The 21,452-nt window shown below is 38.0% G+C and carries 17 protein-coding genes; 9 read left to right on the forward strand and 8 right to left on the reverse strand.

Annotated elements, in window-relative coordinates:
* The first annotated feature begins 1,231 nt into the window (after positions 1-1,231).
* Positions 1,232-3,676: a TonB-dependent receptor domain-containing protein gene (locus GSQ84_RS02045; RefSeq protein ID WP_158795587.1), complete on the forward strand. Its 2,445-nt coding sequence runs from the start codon at positions 1,232-1,234 to the stop codon at positions 3,674-3,676.
* Positions 3,677-3,875: 199 nt separating this feature from the next.
* Here GSQ84_RS02045 and GSQ84_RS02050 read toward each other — a convergent pair whose 3' ends face one another.
* Both GSQ84_RS02050 and GSQ84_RS02055 read right to left on the reverse strand, forming a co-directional pair.
* Entirely contained in the window at positions 3,876-6,515 is a 2,640-nt protein-coding gene (locus GSQ84_RS02050) for a DUF5686 and carboxypeptidase-like regulatory domain-containing protein (RefSeq protein WP_158795588.1), read from the reverse strand.
* A gap of 213 nt (positions 6,516-6,728) precedes the next feature.
* Positions 6,729-7,286, reverse strand: a complete 558-nt coding sequence (locus GSQ84_RS02055; protein ID WP_158795589.1) for a histidine phosphatase family protein — start codon at positions 7,284-7,286, stop codon at positions 6,729-6,731.
* Positions 7,287-7,596: 310 nt separating this feature from the next.
* On the opposite strand from GSQ84_RS02055, the gene GSQ84_RS02060 reads away from it, so the two are divergent.
* Positions 7,597-8,616: a YncE family protein gene (locus GSQ84_RS02060; protein ID WP_158795590.1), complete on the forward strand. Its 1,020-nt coding sequence runs from the start codon at positions 7,597-7,599 to the stop codon at positions 8,614-8,616.
* A gap of 390 nt (positions 8,617-9,006) precedes the next feature.
* Here GSQ84_RS02060 and GSQ84_RS02065 read toward each other — a convergent pair whose 3' ends face one another.
* The 3 genes from GSQ84_RS02065 to GSQ84_RS02075 form a co-directional block, all read right to left on the reverse strand.
* On the reverse strand, positions 9,007-9,246 hold the full coding sequence (locus GSQ84_RS02065; protein ID WP_158795591.1) for a hypothetical protein: 240 nt from the start codon (positions 9,244-9,246) through the stop codon (positions 9,007-9,009).
* Between the two features lie 71 nt (positions 9,247-9,317).
* A complete protein-coding gene (locus GSQ84_RS02070) occupies positions 9,318-10,487 on the reverse strand; it encodes a hypothetical protein (protein ID WP_158795592.1) in 1,170 nt (389 codons plus the stop codon).
* A 1,478-nt stretch (positions 10,488-11,965) separates the two neighbouring features.
* The gene (locus GSQ84_RS02075) at positions 11,966-12,562 is read right to left on the reverse strand and encodes a YafY family protein (RefSeq protein ID WP_158795593.1); all 597 of its coding nucleotides are present in this window, start codon (positions 12,560-12,562) and stop codon (positions 11,966-11,968) included.
* Positions 12,563-12,856: 294 nt separating this feature from the next.
* Between GSQ84_RS02075 and GSQ84_RS02080 the strand changes: the two genes are divergently transcribed.
* From GSQ84_RS02080 to GSQ84_RS02095, 4 genes are all read left to right on the forward strand, one after another.
* The gene (locus tag GSQ84_RS02080) at positions 12,857-13,645 is read left to right on the forward strand and encodes an alpha/beta fold hydrolase (RefSeq protein ID WP_158795594.1); all 789 of its coding nucleotides are present in this window, start codon (positions 12,857-12,859) and stop codon (positions 13,643-13,645) included.
* A gap of 1 nt (position 13,646) precedes the next feature.
* Positions 13,647-14,780 (forward strand): PAS domain-containing sensor histidine kinase, encoded by a 1,134-nt coding sequence (locus GSQ84_RS02085; RefSeq protein WP_158795595.1) that lies wholly within the window; start codon positions 13,647-13,649, stop codon positions 14,778-14,780.
* Between the two features lie 44 nt (positions 14,781-14,824).
* Positions 14,825-15,742 carry a GlxA family transcriptional regulator gene (locus tag GSQ84_RS02090; protein WP_158795596.1) on the forward strand — a complete coding sequence of 306 codons (918 nt, stop codon included), beginning with the start codon at positions 14,825-14,827 and terminating at the stop codon, positions 15,740-15,742.
* 87 nt (positions 15,743-15,829) lie between these two features.
* The gene (locus GSQ84_RS02095; protein WP_158795597.1) at positions 15,830-16,639 is read left to right on the forward strand and encodes a DJ-1/PfpI family protein; all 810 of its coding nucleotides are present in this window, start codon (positions 15,830-15,832) and stop codon (positions 16,637-16,639) included.
* Positions 16,640-16,697: 58 nt separating this feature from the next.
* Here the strand turns inward: GSQ84_RS02095 and GSQ84_RS02100 are convergent, their stop codons facing one another.
* Positions 16,698-17,054, reverse strand: coding sequence for a helix-turn-helix domain-containing protein (locus tag GSQ84_RS02100; protein WP_158795598.1), 357 nt, complete (start codon positions 17,052-17,054; stop codon positions 16,698-16,700).
* 101 nt (positions 17,055-17,155) lie between these two features.
* Between GSQ84_RS02100 and GSQ84_RS02105 the strand changes: the two genes are divergently transcribed.
* The gene (locus tag GSQ84_RS02105) at positions 17,156-17,911 is read left to right on the forward strand and encodes an SDR family NAD(P)-dependent oxidoreductase (protein WP_158795599.1); all 756 of its coding nucleotides are present in this window, start codon (positions 17,156-17,158) and stop codon (positions 17,909-17,911) included.
* 149 nt (positions 17,912-18,060) lie between these two features.
* The gene (locus GSQ84_RS02110) at positions 18,061-19,056 is read left to right on the forward strand and encodes an SDR family NAD(P)-dependent oxidoreductase (protein WP_158795600.1); all 996 of its coding nucleotides are present in this window, start codon (positions 18,061-18,063) and stop codon (positions 19,054-19,056) included.
* A 111-nt stretch (positions 19,057-19,167) separates the two neighbouring features.
* Here the strand turns inward: GSQ84_RS02110 and GSQ84_RS02115 are convergent, their stop codons facing one another.
* A complete protein-coding gene (locus GSQ84_RS02115) occupies positions 19,168-19,530 on the reverse strand; it encodes a hypothetical protein (RefSeq protein ID WP_158795601.1) in 363 nt (120 codons plus the stop codon).
* A gap of 182 nt (positions 19,531-19,712) precedes the next feature.
* On the opposite strand from GSQ84_RS02115, the gene GSQ84_RS02120 reads away from it, so the two are divergent.
* Positions 19,713-20,315: an HD domain-containing protein gene (locus GSQ84_RS02120; protein WP_158795602.1), complete on the forward strand. Its 603-nt coding sequence runs from the start codon at positions 19,713-19,715 to the stop codon at positions 20,313-20,315.
* Between the two features lie 225 nt (positions 20,316-20,540).
* Here the strand turns inward: GSQ84_RS02120 and GSQ84_RS02125 are convergent, their stop codons facing one another.
* Positions 20,541-21,341, reverse strand: a complete 801-nt coding sequence (locus tag GSQ84_RS02125; protein ID WP_174238626.1) for a phosphatase PAP2 family protein — start codon at positions 21,339-21,341, stop codon at positions 20,541-20,543.
* Positions 21,342-21,452 lie beyond the last annotated feature (111 nt).

The raw sequence follows: 21,452 nt of genomic DNA on the forward strand, positions 1-21,452 counted from the left end.
TCACCTTGAATTTTTAGTACGCAATTCTATTTGATTATTAATCCCGATATATATAGTTCCTCTGCGTTCTCATAGAACAAGCTCGAATCAGGCACCAAAAGATTATGAGTCTTCTACTCTACCAGTTTTTTTTCGCTATCAAATATTTAAAAAAACCCTCTATAAAGGTTTTTCACCCCAATTTAGATAAATTATATTAAATCCTAAAAAACTCTAAAAATTATTTGAAAACATTCTTATATTTTCAAAACTTGGTGATGGATAGATATTTTGACCGAACATAATGTACTTATTAGAGCTAGCAATAAAGCGATAGTCCGAAGCAATCGAAATATTAATCTAGGTGTTATTAAACAGCTTTTATAAAATTTGCAACAAAAGCAATAAGTTAAAACATAATGAATTAACAGTATCTCATGAATCTATATACCTCATGTAATTTTGTTTTAGGCTAAGCGAACAGTTATAAAGATTTGAAAAGGGCCCTTTATGAGTCGTAGTGAAATAAAAAGCCATTTCGCTAAGCCTGCCAGGTAGAAAGAATACTGTGTGAAGCGGCCACAGTACACCATTCTGTTGTAATATTTGTCATTACTAGCATTATTATTATTAAACGGTGGAATAATGATAGTTTCTTATACAAATGATCCTTCCATTATTATGCTACCAACTATCATAAAAAGGCACACATGCGTTGTTTTTTTTTTGCGTTATGAAAGCCGAACCGAAAAACCAATGTCTCTTTCTTATCCTGAAAACCCAACCTCTATAGGCGATCACTTAAGAAAAAAGGGACGGGGCTAAAACTAAATCAAAAAGACGTGGCGACGGGTTGCAGATTGGATCAATTCCAGCCGGTCGTCAAATTTCCAGCTGATATAGTTTGCATAAGAATAAATTCCTGAAAAATCGATATCAAATACCTTACTGCTAGGCTAACCATCCGGTATAGAACGGTAGGCTTTACTTTTTTCAGGTTTCCTTTTTATAGTTATTATAGATTTCTTTTTCATCATCCATTGACTGCTAAGAAATAATTTTACCAAGCTAATTACATTAATAAAAATTTTTGTCCTGAGATAAACATCAGCATGTTAACAAATTACAAGTTATTTTCAAATTTCTATCAGAACGTCAAACCATGTTAAAGTATGTTAAAGTTATCTGTAAGAATACCGGATATACTAAATTAGAAATATTAAAAAACTACGCTAAATTTCTTAACTCTCTTATGCAGCAAACTATCCGTAAATTTTTGTTCTTATGTTCTTTTGTCCCACTTGCAGCTTCGTCCATTGAAGCGCAAACCATCATTAAAGGGTATGTATCAGATGAACAGCAGAAGCCTGCTGGTTTCGCCACTGTCAGATTAGCAAAGACATCAGATTCAACACTCGTCAAAACTACATTAACATCAGTTGATGGAAACTTCTTTTTTGAAGAGGTACAATCAGGGACTTACCTGGTTACCGTAGAATGGATAGGCTACCATAAATCAGTTAGTAATCCTTTCAGCTTAACTATCGGAAACAAAGAAATTACGTTAAAAAACATCCTGCTGCAACCGGAGACAAAACTGTTAAATACAGTCAATATCAATGGTAAAAAACCATTGATAGAAACAAAAGGCGGAAAGACGATACTCAATGTAGGCAGCAGTATCCTGTCTGCTGGAAACTCAGCCCTGGAAATACTCTCCAAAGCACCGGGTGTTACGGTAGACAGGGAAGGAAATATTAGTTTAAAAGGTAAAAGCGGGGTCAATGTAATGATCAACGGAAAACTCACCTATTTATCTGCTGCACAACTGGCTACTTTATTACGCTCTACTGAAGGGAATACGATTGAAACCATTGAGCTGATGAGTAGTCCCCCTGCAACCTATGATGCTTCAGGCAGTGGAGGCATCATCAATATAAAATTAAAGAAAAACAGTAATTACGGAACCAATGGTACTGTTACCGCAGGTACAGGTTACGGTAAATTTTACAAGAACAATACCGGGATCAACTTTAATCACCGCACTAAAAACCTGAATGTTTTTGGCAGTTATACTTATACAAATGATAAAGAATACCAGGATCTGGATCTTGAACGCAGTACAAAAGCAAGCAATGAAACTACTTATTTTAGTCAGCAGGGGCGTAACATCACTAAACTGCAGAACAACAACTACAGGGCCGGGCTGGATTATACCATCAATAAAAAAAACACGATAGGCCTCTTATTTAACGGGTATATCAACAACAACACCAGTAACAATGAAAATAAAACATGGATAGGTAACCAGCCCTCTAAAACAGATTCTTCCATCCTGGCCGAAAACACCGGTAAAGCCAGCTTTAAAAATCAATCCTATAACCTGAATTACAAATCCGTACTAGATACTTCCGGGCAGGAGCTCAGTGCAGATGCAGATTATTCACAATTCCGAAGCAATAGCCAGACTGTATATAACAATTATTTTTACAATAATCTTGGCCAGTCTTTTAAAACACCGGTTATCTATCGGAATGCAACACCTTCTACCGTAAAAATATGGTCGGGCAAATTAGATTATACCATTCCATTTACGGCAAAAACCAAACTGGAAACCGGGTTAAAAAGCAGCTTTGTACAAACAGATAATGATTTCCAATTTGAAGACTTTCAGTTTAACACGTGGAAAAATGACCCATCAAGGAGTAACAGGTTCATTTATAAAGAAAACGTGAATGCCGCTTATGCCAATCTAAATACTGAATTTAACTCCACCTCCCTTCAGGTTGGTTTACGTACAGAACTTACCCATTCAGAAGGCAACTCTCCTACCCTTCAGCAAATAGTGAAAAGAAATTATACAGACCTGTTTCCCAATCTTTCCCTGAGCCAGAAATTATCCGACCAGAATGATATTGGGTTCTCTTACAGCAGAAGAATTGACCGGCCTGATTATCAGTCACTCAATCCCTTTCTGTATTTTAACGACTTGTATACGTATGCCCAGGGAAATCCATTACTCAATCCGCAGTATACCAATTCATTTGAGTTTTCTTACAGTTATAAAAAGATACTTAATGCCACACTTGGGTACAGCCATACCAGAGATGTAATTACCACCACATTGATTACAGATACAATTAAAAAAACTATTCTGATCAAAGATCAGAATCTGGCGGCACAGAACCTCTATAATCTGAATGTAAGTATGCCATTAACCATTACAAAGTGGTGGAATACGACAAATACTATTACCCTTTTTTACAGGAGCTTCAGCTCACCTGATCTGATGGGTGCTTCATTTCACAGCGGAAAAACTTCATACCTGCTAAACACCACGCAATCCTTTACTATAACGCCCACCATCAACGCAGAACTTTCCATGAACTACCAGTCGGCGCAGGTTTATGGCACTTATGCTGTAAAACCACTATATAATATGGATATGGGATTAAGCAAATCATTCGCCGGCAACAGGGCAAATATAAAAGTGGCAGCAAACGATGTATTCAATTTCATGAAAGCAAGGATCAGCAGCGCGATACCGGGTCAGGATTACCAGCTGATACAAAAAGAAGAAACCCGGGTTTTCAGGATAACGTTTAGCTATAATTTTGGAAGCAGCCTGATCAAAGCAGTTGCCACGCATGTCAACGCATCTGATACTGAACAAAAGAGGGTAAAATCAGGTAACTGACCTTTTATTCTATTATCCTGCTAAATATTTAAAAAAAAATATACGGTAACACAATAATCTCCCATTTTTAACGCTTATGTATATGAGAGCGTTAATTAGATGGCGGGGATAATCTGAAAGGATTATCCCCGCTTCTTTTTTGAAGAAGTTTTTTGACTATCTATTAGCAGTAAAAATCAGCCTGAATTTTAGCAACAGCTTAAAAATCAGGACTGAAACTAAGCTTAACACCGTAAGGGTTAACACCCTGGTGTTCCAGGTAATTGAAACGTTTGATAAAATCTACACGTAATATTTTAAAGATATTACCTATTCCAAAACCAGCCTCTGTATAAGGTGTATTACCTAAACTATAAGTACCATTTCCTCCATTTGATCCTGTGGGAAATTGATACAGGCCCTGACTAAACAAAGGGTTATTTTCGTTACGTAAACCACCATATAAAACTTTAAGGGATAAATATTCCCTCCATTTGAGGTGTTCTATCAAAGGTATTTTGTTCAGGAAGAAGCCTTGAAAGGCTTGCGTAAAATTAAATCCTACATAATGATCACTTACAAATTCCAGGTAGTCCATCTGGTTGTAAGCATTGGGATCATAAGCGATAGATTGATTAGCCGGACTGATATTCAATAGCGGAAACGGAACCTTCCCGCTGATCAGGTTGCCCAATACGGTGACATCAGCATATCCAAGCTGAGAAAAATAAAACCGCTTGTAAATATTTGCACTCATGTTGGTATAAGAATAAGCCCCATCAAGAAACCCCTTAAAGGCATGGTTGATCTGCAAATTGAATATCGGATATTTGCTATGGATGGTATGGCGCAACATTGTTCCCTGGATGATCTGCTCATGGGGTGCATAACGTAAGGACAGATCAACTTCACTCGTGGTCAGGTCATGTATAACCGTATGGTCGGCATCATTCATCTGATAAACCAATGTTCCCGCAGCCTGCTGGTTCCAGTTTTTTATACCAATATTGTAGGAAAAGTGATTTTCAAAATCCTTTACATAAGCTACCGAATAAATTCTATTGTATAACCAGTAATCTGTCTTGCCTGTATGAAATGAAGTTAATGCAGCCTGCGAATTATTAATGGCAAAGGTTTGTCCTGGCAGGTTAACATCATACAAATAACTTACTTTAAAATAATCATTTGGATAACGGTACGGAGGTGTTTTATTTAGTGAAAAATAGGTACTTACGTCATATTTCGCTTTCTGGTCTTTTGTACCATAGGCGGCATATCCATCCAGATAGATATTTTCATTAAATTTTGGTGTAGTCCTTCCACCGATCTGGAAACGTCCCCCCTCCTGATTGTTAAAAGAAAAAGAAGAGCCCAACTGGCCTATTTGTATAGGTCCCGCGTTTGCATAACCTCCGGTAATTGCAGAGGCAATCCAGGTTGTCCTTTTGAAGGAAGGCATATTTTGTAACCTGTTAACTTTGGCATAAACCTGGGCCTGCTGACTGGTTAGCGTGTCTGTACGATGCTGTGCCCAATAACTTGTGTCCGTCTGACTGGAACCGACCAGGCTTTGCTTGCTCTTACCTTTGTAAAAATCGGCTACAAGCGGCGAATCCAGTTTATAGTTTGAAAAAACAGCCGTTCGTTCTCCAAAAACACCCATTCCTTTGTTCTTTAAAACACCGAAATCTGCCGCTACGTCACTTTTCATGAGGTAATAACGTCCTCCGGGGAATTTCTTAAAGTCTTGACGGACTTTCAGGCTACGCATAAAATTGATATTGATCTGCCGGTTTACATTCAATTCGCAGGATTCAACGGCATAGTTGCCGTCCAGCGTAACCAGCAACTTTCCCTCAAATAACAGATCACCTTTATTCCGCGGAGTAAAACTGATTTCAACCAATTTTTCATTGCCCAATTTTACGGTATCCTGAATAAAGAATTTGTAAAAATCAGGGGCATGATCAGAGATTGGACTCAAAAACTGGTTACTGATAATAAAAATATTGTTTTTATAAATGTCGATACTGTTTCCATATAAACGGTTCATGTAAGTATCCAGACCTACAGTATCAATGAATTTGATAATATTAATCCCTTTCTCTGCATGCAGCACCTGAATAGATTTTTCAGGATTTTTGCGGTAGAAGTTCTGGGACAGCTTTTCATTAAAATAAACCGGAAGAGAGGTTTGTTTTTGCCCGTTTATTCTTGAGGCTGTATCCAGCATAAACTTATATTTGCTGAAAAAGTGACTATTAAGCAGCTTTGGAGACATATCGAAGACGGATAAGCCGATACGTTCATACAGATCATATTGAAGATAATCTGTGTTTTGCATACGGTTCTGCTCCTTGTGGTTAATTACCTGTTGAATCAGTTCCACAGCGGGGTTTCCCTTGTTTTTGTACTTCTTCAGTTTCCCAGAGCTGATAGCAACTTCTTTTAGCTGGTTCTGACTACCATGAAGCCTAATTTGCAACTCATTAACCTGACCAGCCTTTATTATTTTTGTTACCGACTGATAACCTACATAAGAAAACGTTACCCTGCTGAATAAACCCGGGGCGCTCAGCGTAAATGATCCTTCTGCGTCAGACCTGGTACCGATGTGATTGTCACTAAAACTAATATTGATAGATGCCAGCGACTGCCCGCTAACAGCGTCCATAACTTTCCCTTTCACCAGCGTGGTAACCTGGGCTGTGCTATCTACTTTTTGTGCAGCACTAATAAAAGGAGCTAAAATAAGGAGAAGAAAACTAAGCTTCTTCAACTGGGCTTTATCCAAAAGCGGATACATCAACTTCCCCGTGGAAGCCAATTTTGTTTTTCTATTCCGAAACGACAGTGACAAATTGAATTATTTATTAGTAAACATTAGAGTAACTGTTTTGTCATAGAAAAAGTTTGAGAAATGATATTTATTAGAGCAAAATTAATTTCTAATTTTGAATTATTTCTGAATATAATGAAGTTAATCTTAAAAACAAGCCATCATTGAAGAATATCATTCGGTCAACAAAAGTATAAATCTGCTGAGCCCGGCAATATACTGTACAGCACCTTATTACAAATCGCATCCGGAAGAGGGTTGTAAACCTTCTTTATCTTTAGTAAATGACGGTTTACCCTGTTTAAACGTAACGATCCATATACTATCATAATCGTCATCAGGCCAGATCAGGTCGTTTCTGTTAATGCCCAGGGCACTGATAATAGCGGGGATTCCTGAATGCTCCCAGCAGATCAGCACCGTACCCTTTCTCGTTAACAGATCGGTTGTTAAACCTATCGGGTCCTTTTGTTTATGACTACTGTTGATCACCAGGTTGTATCGGGCGGCCAAAGGGACAACAGTTTGAAACATCCTTGCATGTTTTGTTGAATCTCCCAAACCCAAACCGGGTACAAAGGTAAATTCCGGAACTCCAAATTTAGCCACAATCACAGCTGGCAGCATCCTGGATCTGTTTAAACCCTGACAAGTTAAATTATCGCCCTTAACCGGCTTCTCTGCATGACGTATAAAAACAAGTCTTAAATCGTTTGATTGTGCCTTCACTGCAGATTGGGCAAATACTGTTATAAAAATGAGCAGGATAAAGTTGCTTAAAGTTTTCTTCATTTTTTTGAATAGGAATACCGGTTGCCGGGCAAATGATCAGCTGCTGCAAAGAAACCTGTTAAAACTGGATAAATACTGATTTTCTGGTGCTGAGCAAATCAATAACTTAATTTTAACACTATAGTAACAATCATATTAAGACCCCATTAAACCACCTCCTCTCAAATAAATTGATAAATATTCATGCCTTTTTCTTTCTATCTTCAGAATTAATTCAGAGTATATCTCTTTTTTTGTGAAAGGAGCTTCGACATTAAAACCAAGCGGGCAGCCTGCCGATAAAAAAAATATACTTGAAAAAAGAAAAACTATGTCAATATTAAAAACAGCCTCAATAGCCCTATTGCTTATCAATTTTTGTACAGCAATACAAACCGATGCACAAACAAAAACCGGTATTCATTTATTGCGTACCGATAAGATATATAGTGATGCCGGATGGGATTATCTCCTTGCCGATCATGCCCAGCAAAAGCTTTATGTTTCGCACGGTACACAAGTGAATATCCTGAATGAAAAAACGGGTGATTCTCTCGGGGTAATCACCAATACCCCTGGCGTACATGGTATATTGATCCTGCACGATCTGAAAAAAGGTTATACCACTAATGGAAAAGCTGGCGACTTAACTGTTTTTGATATCAGTACCAATGCGGTTATCAAAAAGATTAAAGCCGGTGAAAATCCTGACGCTATCTTTTATGATGATTTTTCGAAAAAAATATATGTATGTAACGGACGTAGCCTGGATATGAGTGTAATTGATCCGGCAACGGACAAAGTTATTGCTACCATTCCTCTGGGTGGAAAACCAGAAACTGCTGTATCTAACGGAAAAGGAAAAATATTTGTGAATATTGAAGATAAAAATGATGTTTTATCTATCGATGCCAAAACGCTTAAAGTTTTACAACGCTTTAAACTGGAAGGTGGAGAAGAACCTTCAGGCTTAGCTATCGACAGGCTCACTTCCCGCTTATTTGTTGGCTGTGGAAATAAAGTATTGATAGTACTCGATGCGCAGACCGGTAAAAAGATCAGCACCCTTCCTATTGGTGACGGATGCGACGGCGTAGCTTTTGACCCTTCATTAAAACTTGCCTACAGCTCTAATGGCGACGGTACATTAACTGTGATTAAAGAAATTAGCGCGAATCAATTTAAGGTAATAGAAAACATTAAAACATTTCTGGGAGCCCGCACCATCGCTTTAGATTATACCACTCACCATATTTTCCTGCCTACTTCAGATTTTAAAAGTACAGAATTTGAAGGAAAAAAAGCAATCCGTATACCGGGTACTTTCAGGGTACTGGAGTATGGACAGTAAATTTTTCTTACTGCAAAAGAGCTGCAGAAAAGCCCGGTACTTTTAGGGCCGAAATACTTTTTCCATTTTTATCCATATACGGTTATCCTGCTGAAAAACTCCGGGGGTGATAAAGGGCACTAGTGATCTGTCCTTAAAAATCCAGGAAATAATAACCAGAGTTTGTACTCGGCTTGTTGGGGGACGGCTTTGTATAAGTCCGGGAAAGTCCGTTTGGATACGCTCTAAGGACGTTTTTACTAGTTAAAAATACGAACTTACTATTCAGGCAGACGGACTTTCCCCTGATTAGATCAAAGCATGGTCAGGCTCGTGACCGGGCGGTGAGCGATTAAGATTATATAAAATATCACTAACAAAATAAATTCCTATAACCAAGAATTAACATTACTATCCATATATTTTTACATTCCAAAAGTTTAGAAATGGGAAGAGCCTTTCTTCCCATTCATGAGATAAAAAGGCACGCTGTCCCTCCTTTTCTTCTTCAGTCAATATTCCGGATAATCGTAAACTAGAGAACAAGCTTTCGTAGTAGCTATCAATTGATGCAACTTTCTCTGGATCGGTATAAGTAACCAATAGGTTCAATTCGGGATTGGGAATGACAGGAGGAGTTTGATTATTCATTATAAGTTGATTTTACAGTTATTGATTCATTCTCGCATATTGATTAACGACCATTTACATTCAGGTAGCTTTTAAACTTCCTGATAGTCAATAAGTTTTTTCAGGATATCCAGACATTCCTTATCTTTCACTACAGCAAGTGCATCGATTATCATTGATCCATTATCATCCTCTAACCTGACATAATATTTAAACAGCGCAGCGATCATTTTATCCCTTAAAGCTTCGTTAGCCTCTCCTTTAATTCTTTCATATACAATGGCATAACTCACAGTTTCAAAATCAATTAAAACTTTCGTTTTTATCCTTTCGATCATAAACAGCGCATATTCTTTAGAATCTAATAAAACACTATCCGGGATATTGCGCCCATCATCAAATTGGTATTGATCAGAAAAACTCTTTGCTAAAGCATTGAAGCCTGTTATATCTTTTTTTGACAGCTGATCATGTAGCTTAACCTGCAGATCTGTTAGAAGATGTCTTCCCATATGCCCCAGCACATCAGCATGTAACAGGTGATATGAATAATCAGACATTTCTGGCTGATACTTCTCTATGAGATCATACAGCAGGTTAGTATATCTGAACGACTGGTTGTCCTTGTGATACTGATTATCTTTTGTGAACTCTGGCGATACTTTTACCGTATCCGTTTCCACCGCATATAGAAATTCATTCTGGCATCTGTATTTTCCAGAAGCACGGCCAGAAAAGTCAAGATCATAAATATTTGAGACATCAGTTTTATGTACCGTTATTTTAATATCGTCTCCTGGTTCAAAGTGAAATTCCCTGGCTACTGTTATATCCATTAGATAACCAGTCAGCAATAAGGAGAAGTACAAAGGTTTGGATTGACCTTTCAGTTCGAAGATGTATGAGCTGCCAGTATTAGATTTAGGCTGTATTTCTGTTTTTATGGTATTTGACAACCTATGAGGATCTATTCCTTTCTCATAGACCACTAGAAAAGGCCTGCTGATCGTTCCCTCCTCTAAAACAATTTCAAATACTACGTTCTTTTTAGCAGGCGATGTAACGACAACCTGATTGCGTTTTGCATTTACACGTGATAAAGCTAGTTTGGAAGTTCGGTTTAATGTGGATTTCATCTGTTTCATTTTTTTAGGGTTAATATTTTGTGGTTCATTTTCAGAATTATACATAAACCTTTTAGCAGATTGATGTAAAGGGGTAGCTATGGTGATGAGCTTTGCAGCATTTATCGATTCTGCCATTGCCGGGCGGTTTAAACAAAAATTACTCAATAGAATGAGGAAAGCTAATACCCCATTCATAGACGATATTTTTAGGCATAACATGCCCATTAAGCAGTTTTTTGCTTTCATTTTTTGAGATGCTAAAAATTTAAATGATGTATTAGGAGGAATTATAGGTAGAATAAGCGGTTAATAAAATGCACAGCGGCCGAGAAGTATTACCAGTAACCAACCTAAATAGCCGGCCGCGTGTGCATTCATCTTCAGTCCGGAGGTTCGATGATGTTTTTAAATGAATGGATCGGGTTAATTCGCATTGTGGTATGTATTTAGTTTACCAGAGTAAGGGCTGATTGTCCCTCTCCTATTTCCTCAACGAAATTTTAGACATAGGAAGGCCTTTAGGATTAAATCCTTGTTTTTTAGTGATGGAGAATTAAGTTAAAAAGCGGAAAGTTTAGCTGGGTGGTTTAAAGAACGCCTTGTTTCTAATGGAAGTGACAGAGCCAAACAGCACAGTTTGATGATCTGTAAAATGCCTGTGGGCATTCGCTAAATGATTAAAACAGAATAAGCTGTAATTTCGATTTTCCATTGTTATCCATTTTAAGGCATTGAACAAGGAAACTTGTAAGGGGAGCGAAAAGAAATATGGTCGCTCCCCGTACGCATCTGTACCCCCTAGTATGGGTGAGAACGAATTCTCTAAACACGCAATACGGAGAACGCCCATATCTCTACCGCAAAGGTAAAGAAATTGGGCATTTTATCATCCGTAACTTTGCGTGTTTTTAGATTTACTAGGTCTACAGATGCAAAGTTTCTTTGATAGAATACCATCAATTTATAAAAAGTTCATCAGTCTCTAACACTTAAGAACTACAATACAAATATACGAACATTCTTGAATTAACATCTAAAAACAAAATATATTTTATATTTAATTAATATTTAAATCTATATAAACAATTTTTGATAACATATAAAAATATTATGTATAAATAACCATATACCCAAGTGAAGACATCTTATTTTAAAAGAAGGTAATTCCTCATATAAAATATAGAAATATTAATCTGCTGGAATATAAACTGATCATGAAGATATTTTAGCTATACAGGCGGCCAGCCTAGGCAGGTTGTTCCTATTCACCAAAAAAGGCCATATTTGGTGAACGTATTCACCAAATATGGCCTTTTTTGGTGAATAGAAATAAAACTATGATTAAAAGAGCCTTATAGAATCTATTAGAAACCTAAGTAACCTACTGATATAATGGCATCTAAGTTTTAATAATTAATAGATTTAGTAGAAAAACCTGAAATTCCGATTTTTCTACCAAAAGCATCTGTAGAAAGCTCATCTTCTTATTCAGCATACAATGCCAATCAATATCAATGAGTGTACGCGAAAGCAATCTTACCTATTCCGGAAATTATAAATCTGTCCTTAAAACCGCTCCCTGGCTTGCATTAGTTACTAGCGCCCTATACTGACTATCGAAAATCATTGCGTAAACGGCACCAGGCAACCAATAACCAATTCTCTGTTGTGCTGAGTAGGGCAAAAGGCTCTACTAATCTCTCAGTAGCCTGGTCAGCTTCATTGAGATATTCGATTTTTACTACAGAAAAATTAGTAAGCGCAAATTGCAGATCAGACAGGTTATTGCTATTTTTTTCACTGTTAATATTTTGACTAAATCGGGTACGAACGGCAAGCAGGTTAGCTTTGTCTTTTACTTTATGTCCTAATACAGCTTTGATCTTATCAATTGCCTCTGAATAATCTTTAACAAACGAGGCATCTTTGTTCTTTAACACTAATTGTTCGGCAAGAACTAACGCATTAGCCTGTTTTTCGGTAAACATAACTGGCGGAACCCTATAACCCTCCATTAAAGTGTAACCTTTGCCATCTTCTGTCAAGACGGGTACACCTGATTGCTCCAATGCCCTGATATCCCTGTAAATAGTTCTGGTACTTACAGAAAACCTGTTAGCCAGTTCTGGTGCGGTTACAATTCGTTTGGTTTGCAGCTGGGTCAAAATTGCTACCAGTCGGGAAAGGCGGTTAGTGTCGTTATTGTTCATGATTTAAGATCGTCTAATTTACCACCTTGCTTTACTATCCGATACTATTGAATGCGTTATAATTTTCTTGAACAACATACAAATACCAGCAGGTTTCTAATACGCCATAAAAATAGGTTTCTCCAGGAACTGGAAAAACTCCTTTTAAGATGATTTTAGAAATTACCAAACATACATTTTCATTCGTTTAAACAAATAATTGTATTTTTACACGTTATGCTGTGAAAAACCGATTTAACACTATTTCATCGGCAGGGAATTAGATATTCAGTTTTAAATATAGCGGGGATTTTGATGGATGTACTTAAAAGAAACAATGTAGTTATAAAGGGAAAGGGTACATCTCCCATGCTGTTTGCACATGGTTTTGGCTGTGATCAGAATATGTGGCGTTTTATCACACCTGCATTTGAAGATAGCCATAAAATTATTTTATTCGATCATGTAGGAGCAGGTAAATCTGACTTAACAGCATATCATCCTGAAAAATATAAAGAATTAGATGGTTATGCTCAGGATATAATGGAGATTATAAATGAGCTGAACCTGGTAGATATTATTTTTGTTGGGCACTCGGTTAGTGCGATGATGGGAATACTTTCAGCAGAACAGGCCCCCAACTTATTTAAAACGTTGATTTTAGTGTCCCCATCATCTTCTTATATTGATGATAAAGATTATATAGGAGGATTTAGCAGAAATGAGATTGATGAACTATTAGAATCTTTAGATACAAATCATATGGGTTGGTCAATGACTATGGCCCCATTGATAATGGCCAATCCCGACAAAACTGAACTGGGTGAAGAATTAACAAATAGCTTTTGCCGTACCGACCCAACTATTGCCAAGCAATTTGCACGCGCAACTTTTCTCACCGACAGCCGAAGCATACTTCATTCATGTATCACTCCGGCACTTATACTTCAATGTTCAAATGATATTATTGCGCCTGTAGAAGTTGGTGAATATATTCATAAACAAATGGTTGACAGTAAGCTTGTGATTTTAGATGCAACTGGCCATTGCCCGCATTTGAGTGCCCCCGAGGAAACTATATCAGCAATGAAAGGTTATGTATAATATGTTGCCAGATCCAGAGAATATAAACAATTTAAACCTCGAGAATGATTTTGAGGATTTTCTCGAACATTCAGTATCTGGTTATATTTCTACTAAGCCAAGTGGTGAAATTATCAGAACAAACTCCAGGTTAGTGGAATGGTTAGGTTACACTAAGGAAGATTTGATTGGTAAACGTATCACCAGTTTATTGGCTATGGGCAGTAGGATCTTCTATGAAACCCATTTGTCACCCTTATTAAAATTACAAGGATTTTTTGAAGAAGTATCTGCTGAATTATTATTAAAAAACGGCACTAAGCTACAGGTTCTTTTAAATGGTTATGTTAGAAATGATGAAAATAACAAACCACAATTTATACGTTTAAATGTATATCGGGCTACCGAAAGAAAAGTTTATGAGCAAAATTTACGTCTTGCAATTATTGATGCGGAAAAAACGTTAATAGCAGAACGAGAATTAGCGACACTAAGAGAGCAGTTTATAGCTGTTTTAGGTCATGATTTAAGAAATCCCTTGGGCGCAATAAAATCCGGCGCATCGCTTTTAACCCGCTCTGCCTTATCTGACCGCGACAAATCAATTGTAGGGATGATTAAAAACAGCAGCCTGCGTATGGAAGAATTGATAACTAATGTAATGGATTTTGCCAGGGTACGGTTAGGTGGAGGCCTGTCCTTAGATCTGAAAGATATATTAATCGAACCAATTATTTTACATGTTACAGAGGAGTTACGGGTAATCTTTCCTGAAAGAACAGTAACTGTAGATTTTGAAGTCAAAAATACAATTACTTGTGATGCAGGCCGTATTTCACAATTGTTGTCAAACCTGGTTGCTAATGCCCTTACACATGGTTCAGCGAATGAGCCTGTAAATGTAAGCGCTAAAATAGAGCTAAATTATTTTGAGCTTGCAGTTTCAAATGGTGGTAAGCCGATCCCGGAAGATGTACTTGAAACATTATTTGAACCCTTCACACGGGAGGGAACCACTCCAAGTCAGCAAGGCCTGGGCTTAGGATTGTATATCGCCGCTGAAATAGCCCGCGCGCACGGAGGAAATTTAACGGCCACCTCTACTGCTGATGAAACACGCTTTACATTCCGTATGCCACTTCTTTCGATAAAATAAGATAGTCGCACAGCAATCTTACCCTAATCTGTTAACTTTGAAAGATGACCCCTAACCGCGTTATATTTTTCATATTTGATAGTGTTCACCTCCTCGATCTTGCAGGTGCAGTAACCGTTTTTTATGAATCAGGATGTTGTGGAAAGAAATACGATATGCATTATGTTTCGCCATATACCAATCCGGGAACCTCATCTGGTCTTGGATTTACACATGTTGAACCACTCAGCTCAGTAAAAGTTAATAAGGATGACATCGTCATTGTAGCCGGAATGGAAATTGAAAAGTGGAACAGGGCAGATGATCATCTTTGGATACCCTGGTTACAGTCTGCCGCTGCAACTGGCGCCACAATAGCTTCAATTTGTACGGCAGCTTTTGCCCTTGCCGCTGCAGGGCTCTTAAATGGACAAAATTGCACTACGCACTGGGCATGGACCACAGCATTACAACAAAAATATCCCTTGCTTAAAGTGATAGAAAATAAGTTATTTGTGCAAAGCGGCCGGATATTTACCAGCGCGGGAATTGCTACAGGTATTGATCTTGCGCTCTACCTTGTTGAAGAGCAGCACGGGGCGGCTTTTGCGCGTCTTGTGGCAGAAGATATGGTTGTTTATATACGCAGGGATGGAGCTGAAGCACAAAGCAGCATTTATCTGCAAAACAGACAGCATATTAATCATCAGATACATCAGGTACAGGATTATATCACTAAACATTTGCAGCATAAAATAACCATAGGAGAACTGGCGGAGTTAGTTTTTATCAGTCCGAGGAACTTGACACGGCTGTTCAAATCTGCCACCGGAATCACTATCGGACAATATATTCAATTGCTGAGACAGGAAAAAGCTAAACACCTTCTTAAAACCAAACAAAAGATAGCCTGGATAGCGAAAGAATGTGGTTTTAAAAGCAGTGCTCAGCTGCGGAAGTTAGTTAAAGAAGCAAATGATTAAAACAATCGTATAATGGCCGGATTGTGACTACGGCTGTCCTGATTTGTTAATTGTATTCACTTAATTTTGGATTTCAATAGTACATTTATGAAACAGCTATTAGTCGCACTTTTTTTTATTCCCTGCTTTGCATTTGCGCGGGTTAATAAAACTACCTATGTATGTCCGCCATGCAATCGTACATGTGATACCGCTACTTATCAGCAACCTGGCGTTTGTGCGCATTGCGGGATGACTTTAGTCGAGAAAAACCGACAAGTGTCAAAGGATCAAAAAATAACGATTTGTTTCTATTTGTATGATGGCGTAGAAGTTCTCGACTTTGCAGGGCCTATGGAGGTCTTTTCCTACGCAGGCTTCAAAATCATCACTGTCGCAAAAACTAAAGCCCCTCTTTTGTCACAGGGAATTTTAAAGATAACTCCAGATTACAGCATTAAAGATGCCCCGCAAACAGATATTTTTGCAGTATTTGGTGGCTCAGACGAAATAGCAACAGATGATCATGAAGTTATTGCGTGGATAAAATCAAGGGACAGTGCTACTAAAAGCTATTTTTCTGTTTGCACTGGTGCATTTATTCTTGGAAAGGCAGGTCTGCTTGATCAACTTACAGTGACCACTTTTCATAAAAGCATAACAAATCTTCAAAAGGCTGTGCCGAAAGCTAAAGTGCTTCAAAATGTCCGCTATGTTGATAACGGCAGGGTAATCACCACAGCAGGAATATCGGCTGGTATAGATGGTGCTTTGCATCTGGTTGCAAAACTGAGGGGGAAAGAAGTAGCAGCAGCAGTTGCAAAACAAATAGAATATGATAAGTATGTGCCTGAACAAGGGATGGATCTCTCGAACAAGCAATTGTCAAAAACCCAAATCTCCAGCAGTCTGCGTTAAACGTTGATTTGCTTTCAACAACCTTAAAACAATGCAACGCTAACTTGATCAGGATACCTTAATCTTTTCCAGTGATTTCTTTTCGGTGTTCCATTCCCCAATTTGTCAGGTTGTCTATGATGGTCTGTAATGTTTTGCCGTGTTTGGTGAGTTCATACTGAACAGTTACCGGGTGCGTGTCTAAAACTGTACGTTCTACCAATTTGTTGATTTCCAGTTCTTTTAATTCCTTGCTCAACATTTTGTTCGAAATACCAGGTATATCATTCAAAACATCAGAAAACCTTCTTTTGTTATAGTGGCAGATAGATGAAATGATATAGATCTTCCATTTCCCATTGAGTACATCCATGGCATCATGGACAGCCATCATCTCTTTTTTTCGATCTGTTTGAAATTCTTTTTTGCAGTCCATAAGTTACTTTGTTACTTCAAGGTTACTGTTACTTTTTGATACAAAGTTACTAATATAAATTCCATTGATCTAAATTTGTAGCTCAAAATTCAATAAATAAAATGAGCAAACTAAAGAACAAAGTAGCCGTGGTTACAGGTGCATCAAAAGGAATAGGTGCATCTATTGCCAAATATTTCGCTGCCGAAGGTGCAAAAGTTGTTGTGAATTATGCTTCAAGCCAGGAAGGTGCCGATAAAGTTGTTAAAACTATAACCGATAACGGTGGGGTAGCCATTGCATTACAGGGCGATGTAGCAAAAGAATCAGATGTAATCAGGCTGTTTGACGAAACAAAAAATACGTTCGGAACTGTGGATATTTTGGTAAACAATGCTGGCATTTATCAGTATGCGCCAATTGAATTGGTAACTGCAGAATCTATCCAACAGCATTTCAACATCAATGTATTAGGCTCGCTGCTGGCCATCCGTGAAGCGGTAAAACTATTTGGTGATAAAGGCGGAAATATTATCAACATCAGTTCAAGCGCCAGCAATACACCTTTGCCCACAGGCTCTGTATATTCTTCAACCAAGGCAGCATTAGATGCAATTACCATTTCTTTATCGAAGGAATTTGCCGGAAGAAACATCCGTATCAATTCCATTTTACCAGGCGTTGTAGAAACCGAAGGTTCGCATAGCGCTGGCTTTATTGGCAGTGATGCTGAAATAAAATTGGTTGCCAATACGCCGCTTGGCCGTACCGGACAGCCAGAAGATATTGCAAAAGTTGCCGTATTTCTTGCTTCCGATGATTCAGCCTGGATTACAGGAGAGAAAATTTCTGTTTCCGGCGGTATTTACGGACTCTAAAGATTGATGTATGCTTACAGATAAACAAGGAAAACAATCACCTCTCCTGCTACTGATCTTTAAGCAATTATAACCTAAATTTAAATAAAGTGGCGGGGGTTTATATCATCAACCTTCGCTCTCATTAATAACTATAAATAGAATAAAAAATGGCACAGAACAATTATACAGGAGCGTTACAGAAACCAATAGGTTCAGGGTTTAACGCAACCTCAACTACAAATGATGTAATTAAAGGAATTGACCTTAAAGGAAAAATAGCCATTGTTACAGGTGGTGGCGCAGGTATTGGAGTGGAAACGGTTAAAACGCTCTCAAAAGCAGGCGCAACGGTTATCGTACCTGCAAGAGATGTAAAAAAAGCAAAGGAAAACCTGAAAGGAATAACCAATGTTGAAGTAGAAGAATTGGATTTGATAAATCCTGATTCTATTGACGCTTTTGCGGATAAGTTTCTAGCTTCGGGCAGACCATTACATTTGCTCATTAATAACGCAGGAATTATGTTCGTGCCCTTACGCCGTGATGTAAAAGGAAATGAATCACAACTGGCCACCAATTATCTTTCGGTTTTTCAGCTTACCGCCAGATTGTGGGAAGCGCTGAAAAAAGCGGATGGCGCAAGAGTGATCAATGTTTCTTCTTTGGGACACCATTTTGCACCTTTCAATTTCGAAGACCCGAATTTTGAAAATCATGAATATCAAACATTACAGGCTTATGGACAATCAAAAACCGCTGTCAATTTGTTTTCGCTTGAACTGGACAATCGTGCGAAATCATTTGGCGTAAGGGTTTATTCAGTACATCCCGGCAATATCTGGGGAACAGAATTGGCCAGGGAAGCTCCAGTAGAAATATTACAGCAATTTGGCTTCCTGGATGACAAAGGAAATCCTGTACAGGAAGTTATTGATTCGCTTAAAACCATTCCCCAAGGTGCGGCTACAACTGTATGGGCTGCCACGAGCCCGCTATTAAATAAAATAGGCGGTGTATACCTTGAAGATGGCGATATTGCTGAATTAGCTATCGATTCATCCATCCCAAATGGTGTAAAACCTTATTCTCTGGATGAAACCAGCGCCAAACAATTGTGGAAACTGACCGAAGAATTAACAGGCGTTACATTTAACGTTGCTTAATTTTTTTTACCAATAATTCAACCGGGTAATAGTCAAACTAATTTTGACTATTACCCGGTTGATTAGTTATTATGTTTGCATTTTCCATTATTGGAAATCCATTCGTCACCTCTATTCAGCCGGATAATTTTTCTGCAGCTGTTCTATGAATTGATCCTGCTGTCTGATCATTTCTTTATGAGTAGATAAGAGTTTGTTCTGCGTTTTGATCACCTCTTTCAAAGCAGCTACGTGTTTAGTGTCTTTTTCTTCAGTCTTCAATAAGGTGATGAGCTCTTCAGCCTCATAAAACTGAAAGAAATTGACCTTCAGCACATCAGAAATCTGTAGGAGTGAATTTACATCAATAGTCTCCATCTGAAAAATATCTCTCAGAAAAACATTTCTGTCACGTAACAGCTTAACGAAACTACCCTGAGAGAAACCCTGTCTTTTCATTTCCTTCCAAATCAGCATTCCAATCTGTACTTTCATATGGCCTTATTAATACAATTAATAACCTTTAAAGGTTATCTATACATTATGTAGATATCAAAACGGTAATATATTACGTAATTCTGTATGAATTCTGAACTTAACTAAAAACTTACATTAGCGCTATCCAGAATTTCTTCAGAATTCCCTTTTATTATTGTGTTTCAAAACTATCTATCGTTATGGGGCACTACGAAGTTTTAAAGACCGTAAAAGAATTTTGTACGGCACTGCTAACGCAAAAATTAGGGAAAGATCTGTCTTTCCACAACTTATCCCATACTATTGAGGTAGTTGAAGCTTGTAAGGAAATTGCCCTGGAGTCTTGCTTAACCCCTGAAGAAATAGATATCTTATGTATCGCAGCCTGGTTTCATGATGTTGGTTATTGTTATACCTATGAAAACCATGAATTTGAAAGTGTCAATATCGCTGCAACGTTTCTTAATCTATTCAAAACAGATGAAGCAATAGTGAAATTGGTTGTAGGCTGTATACTTGCTACTCAAATCCCCCAGCAACCCAATACAATTTTAGAAAAGATAATTTGTGATGCAGACCTTTATCATCTTTCCAGAACAAACTATCATCAGTATGAGCAGGCCTTAAGAAAAGAGTGGGAAGTTCACCTTAGATTATTTTATACCGATGCAAAATGGAATTTGACAAACTATAAATTACTCACTGTACATAGTTATTTTACCTTTTATGGATTACAGGTACTTCAGCCAGGAAAAGAGGAAAACATCAAAAAATTGCGGCAATTACTTCCTCCTGAAACCTAAACCCGGCCGACATTTTAATCCCGATTTGATTACCACCAGAAAAAACGGTTAGGGGCTAATGGCTCCTGCCGTTTCTTTTTTGGCTGATAACATCTCCTGATTACTCTGAGGATTACAACCGCCAGCAATACAACTATAAATCCACAAATTACCGTGATAACCAATGGATGTGCTTTAAGGTATTTAGCGGCAATCCTTGGCAACAGGAGCAGCAGGATATATTTTTTAGAATGTCCCATTTAAAGAAAATCCGGCAGCCCTCTGCTGAGATAAAGGATCTATTTGCTGATACATCGGTGCAAGTGAATATTTCATCGTAGTATTTTTACCCAGCACCAGTTTTTTCAGGTGCGGATAGATCAGGTAAGCCAGTTTTGTAGAAGCAATACCAAAACCTGCACCGGCAACCACATCACTTACAAAATGTTTGTTATTATACAACCTCAATACACCGGTTGCTGTAGCGACAAAATATCCGGCATAACCGATCCAGGGAGAAACATCCCTGTATTCCTGGTTTAAAAATTCAGCCTCTGCAAAAGCATTGGCTGTATGTCCCGAAGGGAAAGAAGCATCATTGGAACCATCAGGGCGTTTCCTTCCTACCCACTTTTTCACCCCAGACGTGGAAACGCCCATGATACCTTCTGATATGACAAACAATGCTGTTGCATCGGTTAAATTATGCTTTCCCTTTACGCCTAAAAAATTTAAGGCAAACACTGCTGCCCCAGGTGCAAACTGCATGTAATTGTCTAGATGATCGGCAAACAAAGGATGATCTTCCTGCAGTTCATCTCTTGTTGTAAAATCCAGTCTCCTGATTGCATTGTTACCCAAAGAAATTAACCCGTAAGTGATAAAAACAGCAGGCACAATAAAGGACTGGACCTTTGGTGGATCCTGACCTCTCATCACTGAAGTTTTTTGCGGTCTTAAACTGGAATCCCGGGTAGTAGGGGTAACTGTCTGAGCAAATATAAATCCGGGTAAACTTACCGCCAGAATTAAAAAGAAAGATTTCATAAGCACTATTTCTTTGACCATCTGATTTTCCACAGGTCGAAAGCAAATAAACAGCGCAATCCTGAAGTAAGTCTGAATATTCCAGTAGTATCAAGACAAATACTACAAAAA

Source organism: Pedobacter sp. L105 (assembly GCF_009765875.1).
Taxonomy (GTDB): Bacteria; Bacteroidota; Bacteroidia; order Sphingobacteriales; family Sphingobacteriaceae; genus Pedobacter.

What these genes read in the sequence shown, in the direction of transcription:
- GSQ84_RS02105 (WP_158795599.1), top strand. Translation starts at nt 17,156, where the DNA reads ATGAGCAAACTAAAGAACAAAGTAGCCGTGGTTACAGGTGCATCAAAA.
- GSQ84_RS02070 (WP_158795592.1), bottom strand. Translation starts at nt 10,487, where the DNA reads ATGGCAGAATCGATAAATGCTGCAAAGCTCATCACCATAGCTACCCCT.
- GSQ84_RS02045 (WP_158795587.1), top strand. Translation starts at nt 1,232, where the DNA reads ATGCAGCAAACTATCCGTAAATTTTTGTTCTTATGTTCTTTTGTCCCA.
- GSQ84_RS02090 (WP_158795596.1), top strand. Translation starts at nt 14,825, where the DNA reads ATGACCCCTAACCGCGTTATATTTTTCATATTTGATAGTGTTCACCTC.
- GSQ84_RS02055 (WP_158795589.1), bottom strand. Translation starts at nt 7,286, where the DNA reads ATGAAGAAAACTTTAAGCAACTTTATCCTGCTCATTTTTATAACAGTA.
- GSQ84_RS02095 (WP_158795597.1), top strand. Translation starts at nt 15,830, where the DNA reads ATGAAACAGCTATTAGTCGCACTTTTTTTTATTCCCTGCTTTGCATTT.
- GSQ84_RS02085 (WP_158795595.1), top strand. Translation starts at nt 13,647, where the DNA reads ATGTTGCCAGATCCAGAGAATATAAACAATTTAAACCTCGAGAATGAT.
- GSQ84_RS02125 (WP_174238626.1), bottom strand. Translation starts at nt 21,341, where the DNA reads ATGAAATCTTTCTTTTTAATTCTGGCGGTAAGTTTACCCGGATTTATA.
- GSQ84_RS02115 (WP_158795601.1), bottom strand. Translation starts at nt 19,530, where the DNA reads ATGAAAGTACAGATTGGAATGCTGATTTGGAAGGAAATGAAAAGACAG.
- GSQ84_RS02100 (WP_158795598.1), bottom strand. Translation starts at nt 17,054, where the DNA reads ATGGACTGCAAAAAAGAATTTCAAACAGATCGAAAAAAAGAGATGATG.
- GSQ84_RS02080 (WP_158795594.1), top strand. Translation starts at nt 12,857, where the DNA reads ATGGATGTACTTAAAAGAAACAATGTAGTTATAAAGGGAAAGGGTACA.
- GSQ84_RS02110 (WP_158795600.1), top strand. Translation starts at nt 18,061, where the DNA reads ATGGCACAGAACAATTATACAGGAGCGTTACAGAAACCAATAGGTTCA.
- GSQ84_RS02120 (WP_158795602.1), top strand. Translation starts at nt 19,713, where the DNA reads ATGGGGCACTACGAAGTTTTAAAGACCGTAAAAGAATTTTGTACGGCA.
- GSQ84_RS02060 (WP_158795590.1), top strand. Translation starts at nt 7,597, where the DNA reads ATGTCAATATTAAAAACAGCCTCAATAGCCCTATTGCTTATCAATTTT.
- GSQ84_RS02075 (WP_158795593.1), bottom strand. Translation starts at nt 12,562, where the DNA reads ATGAACAATAACGACACTAACCGCCTTTCCCGACTGGTAGCAATTTTG.
- GSQ84_RS02065 (WP_158795591.1), bottom strand. Translation starts at nt 9,246, where the DNA reads ATGAATAATCAAACTCCTCCTGTCATTCCCAATCCCGAATTGAACCTA.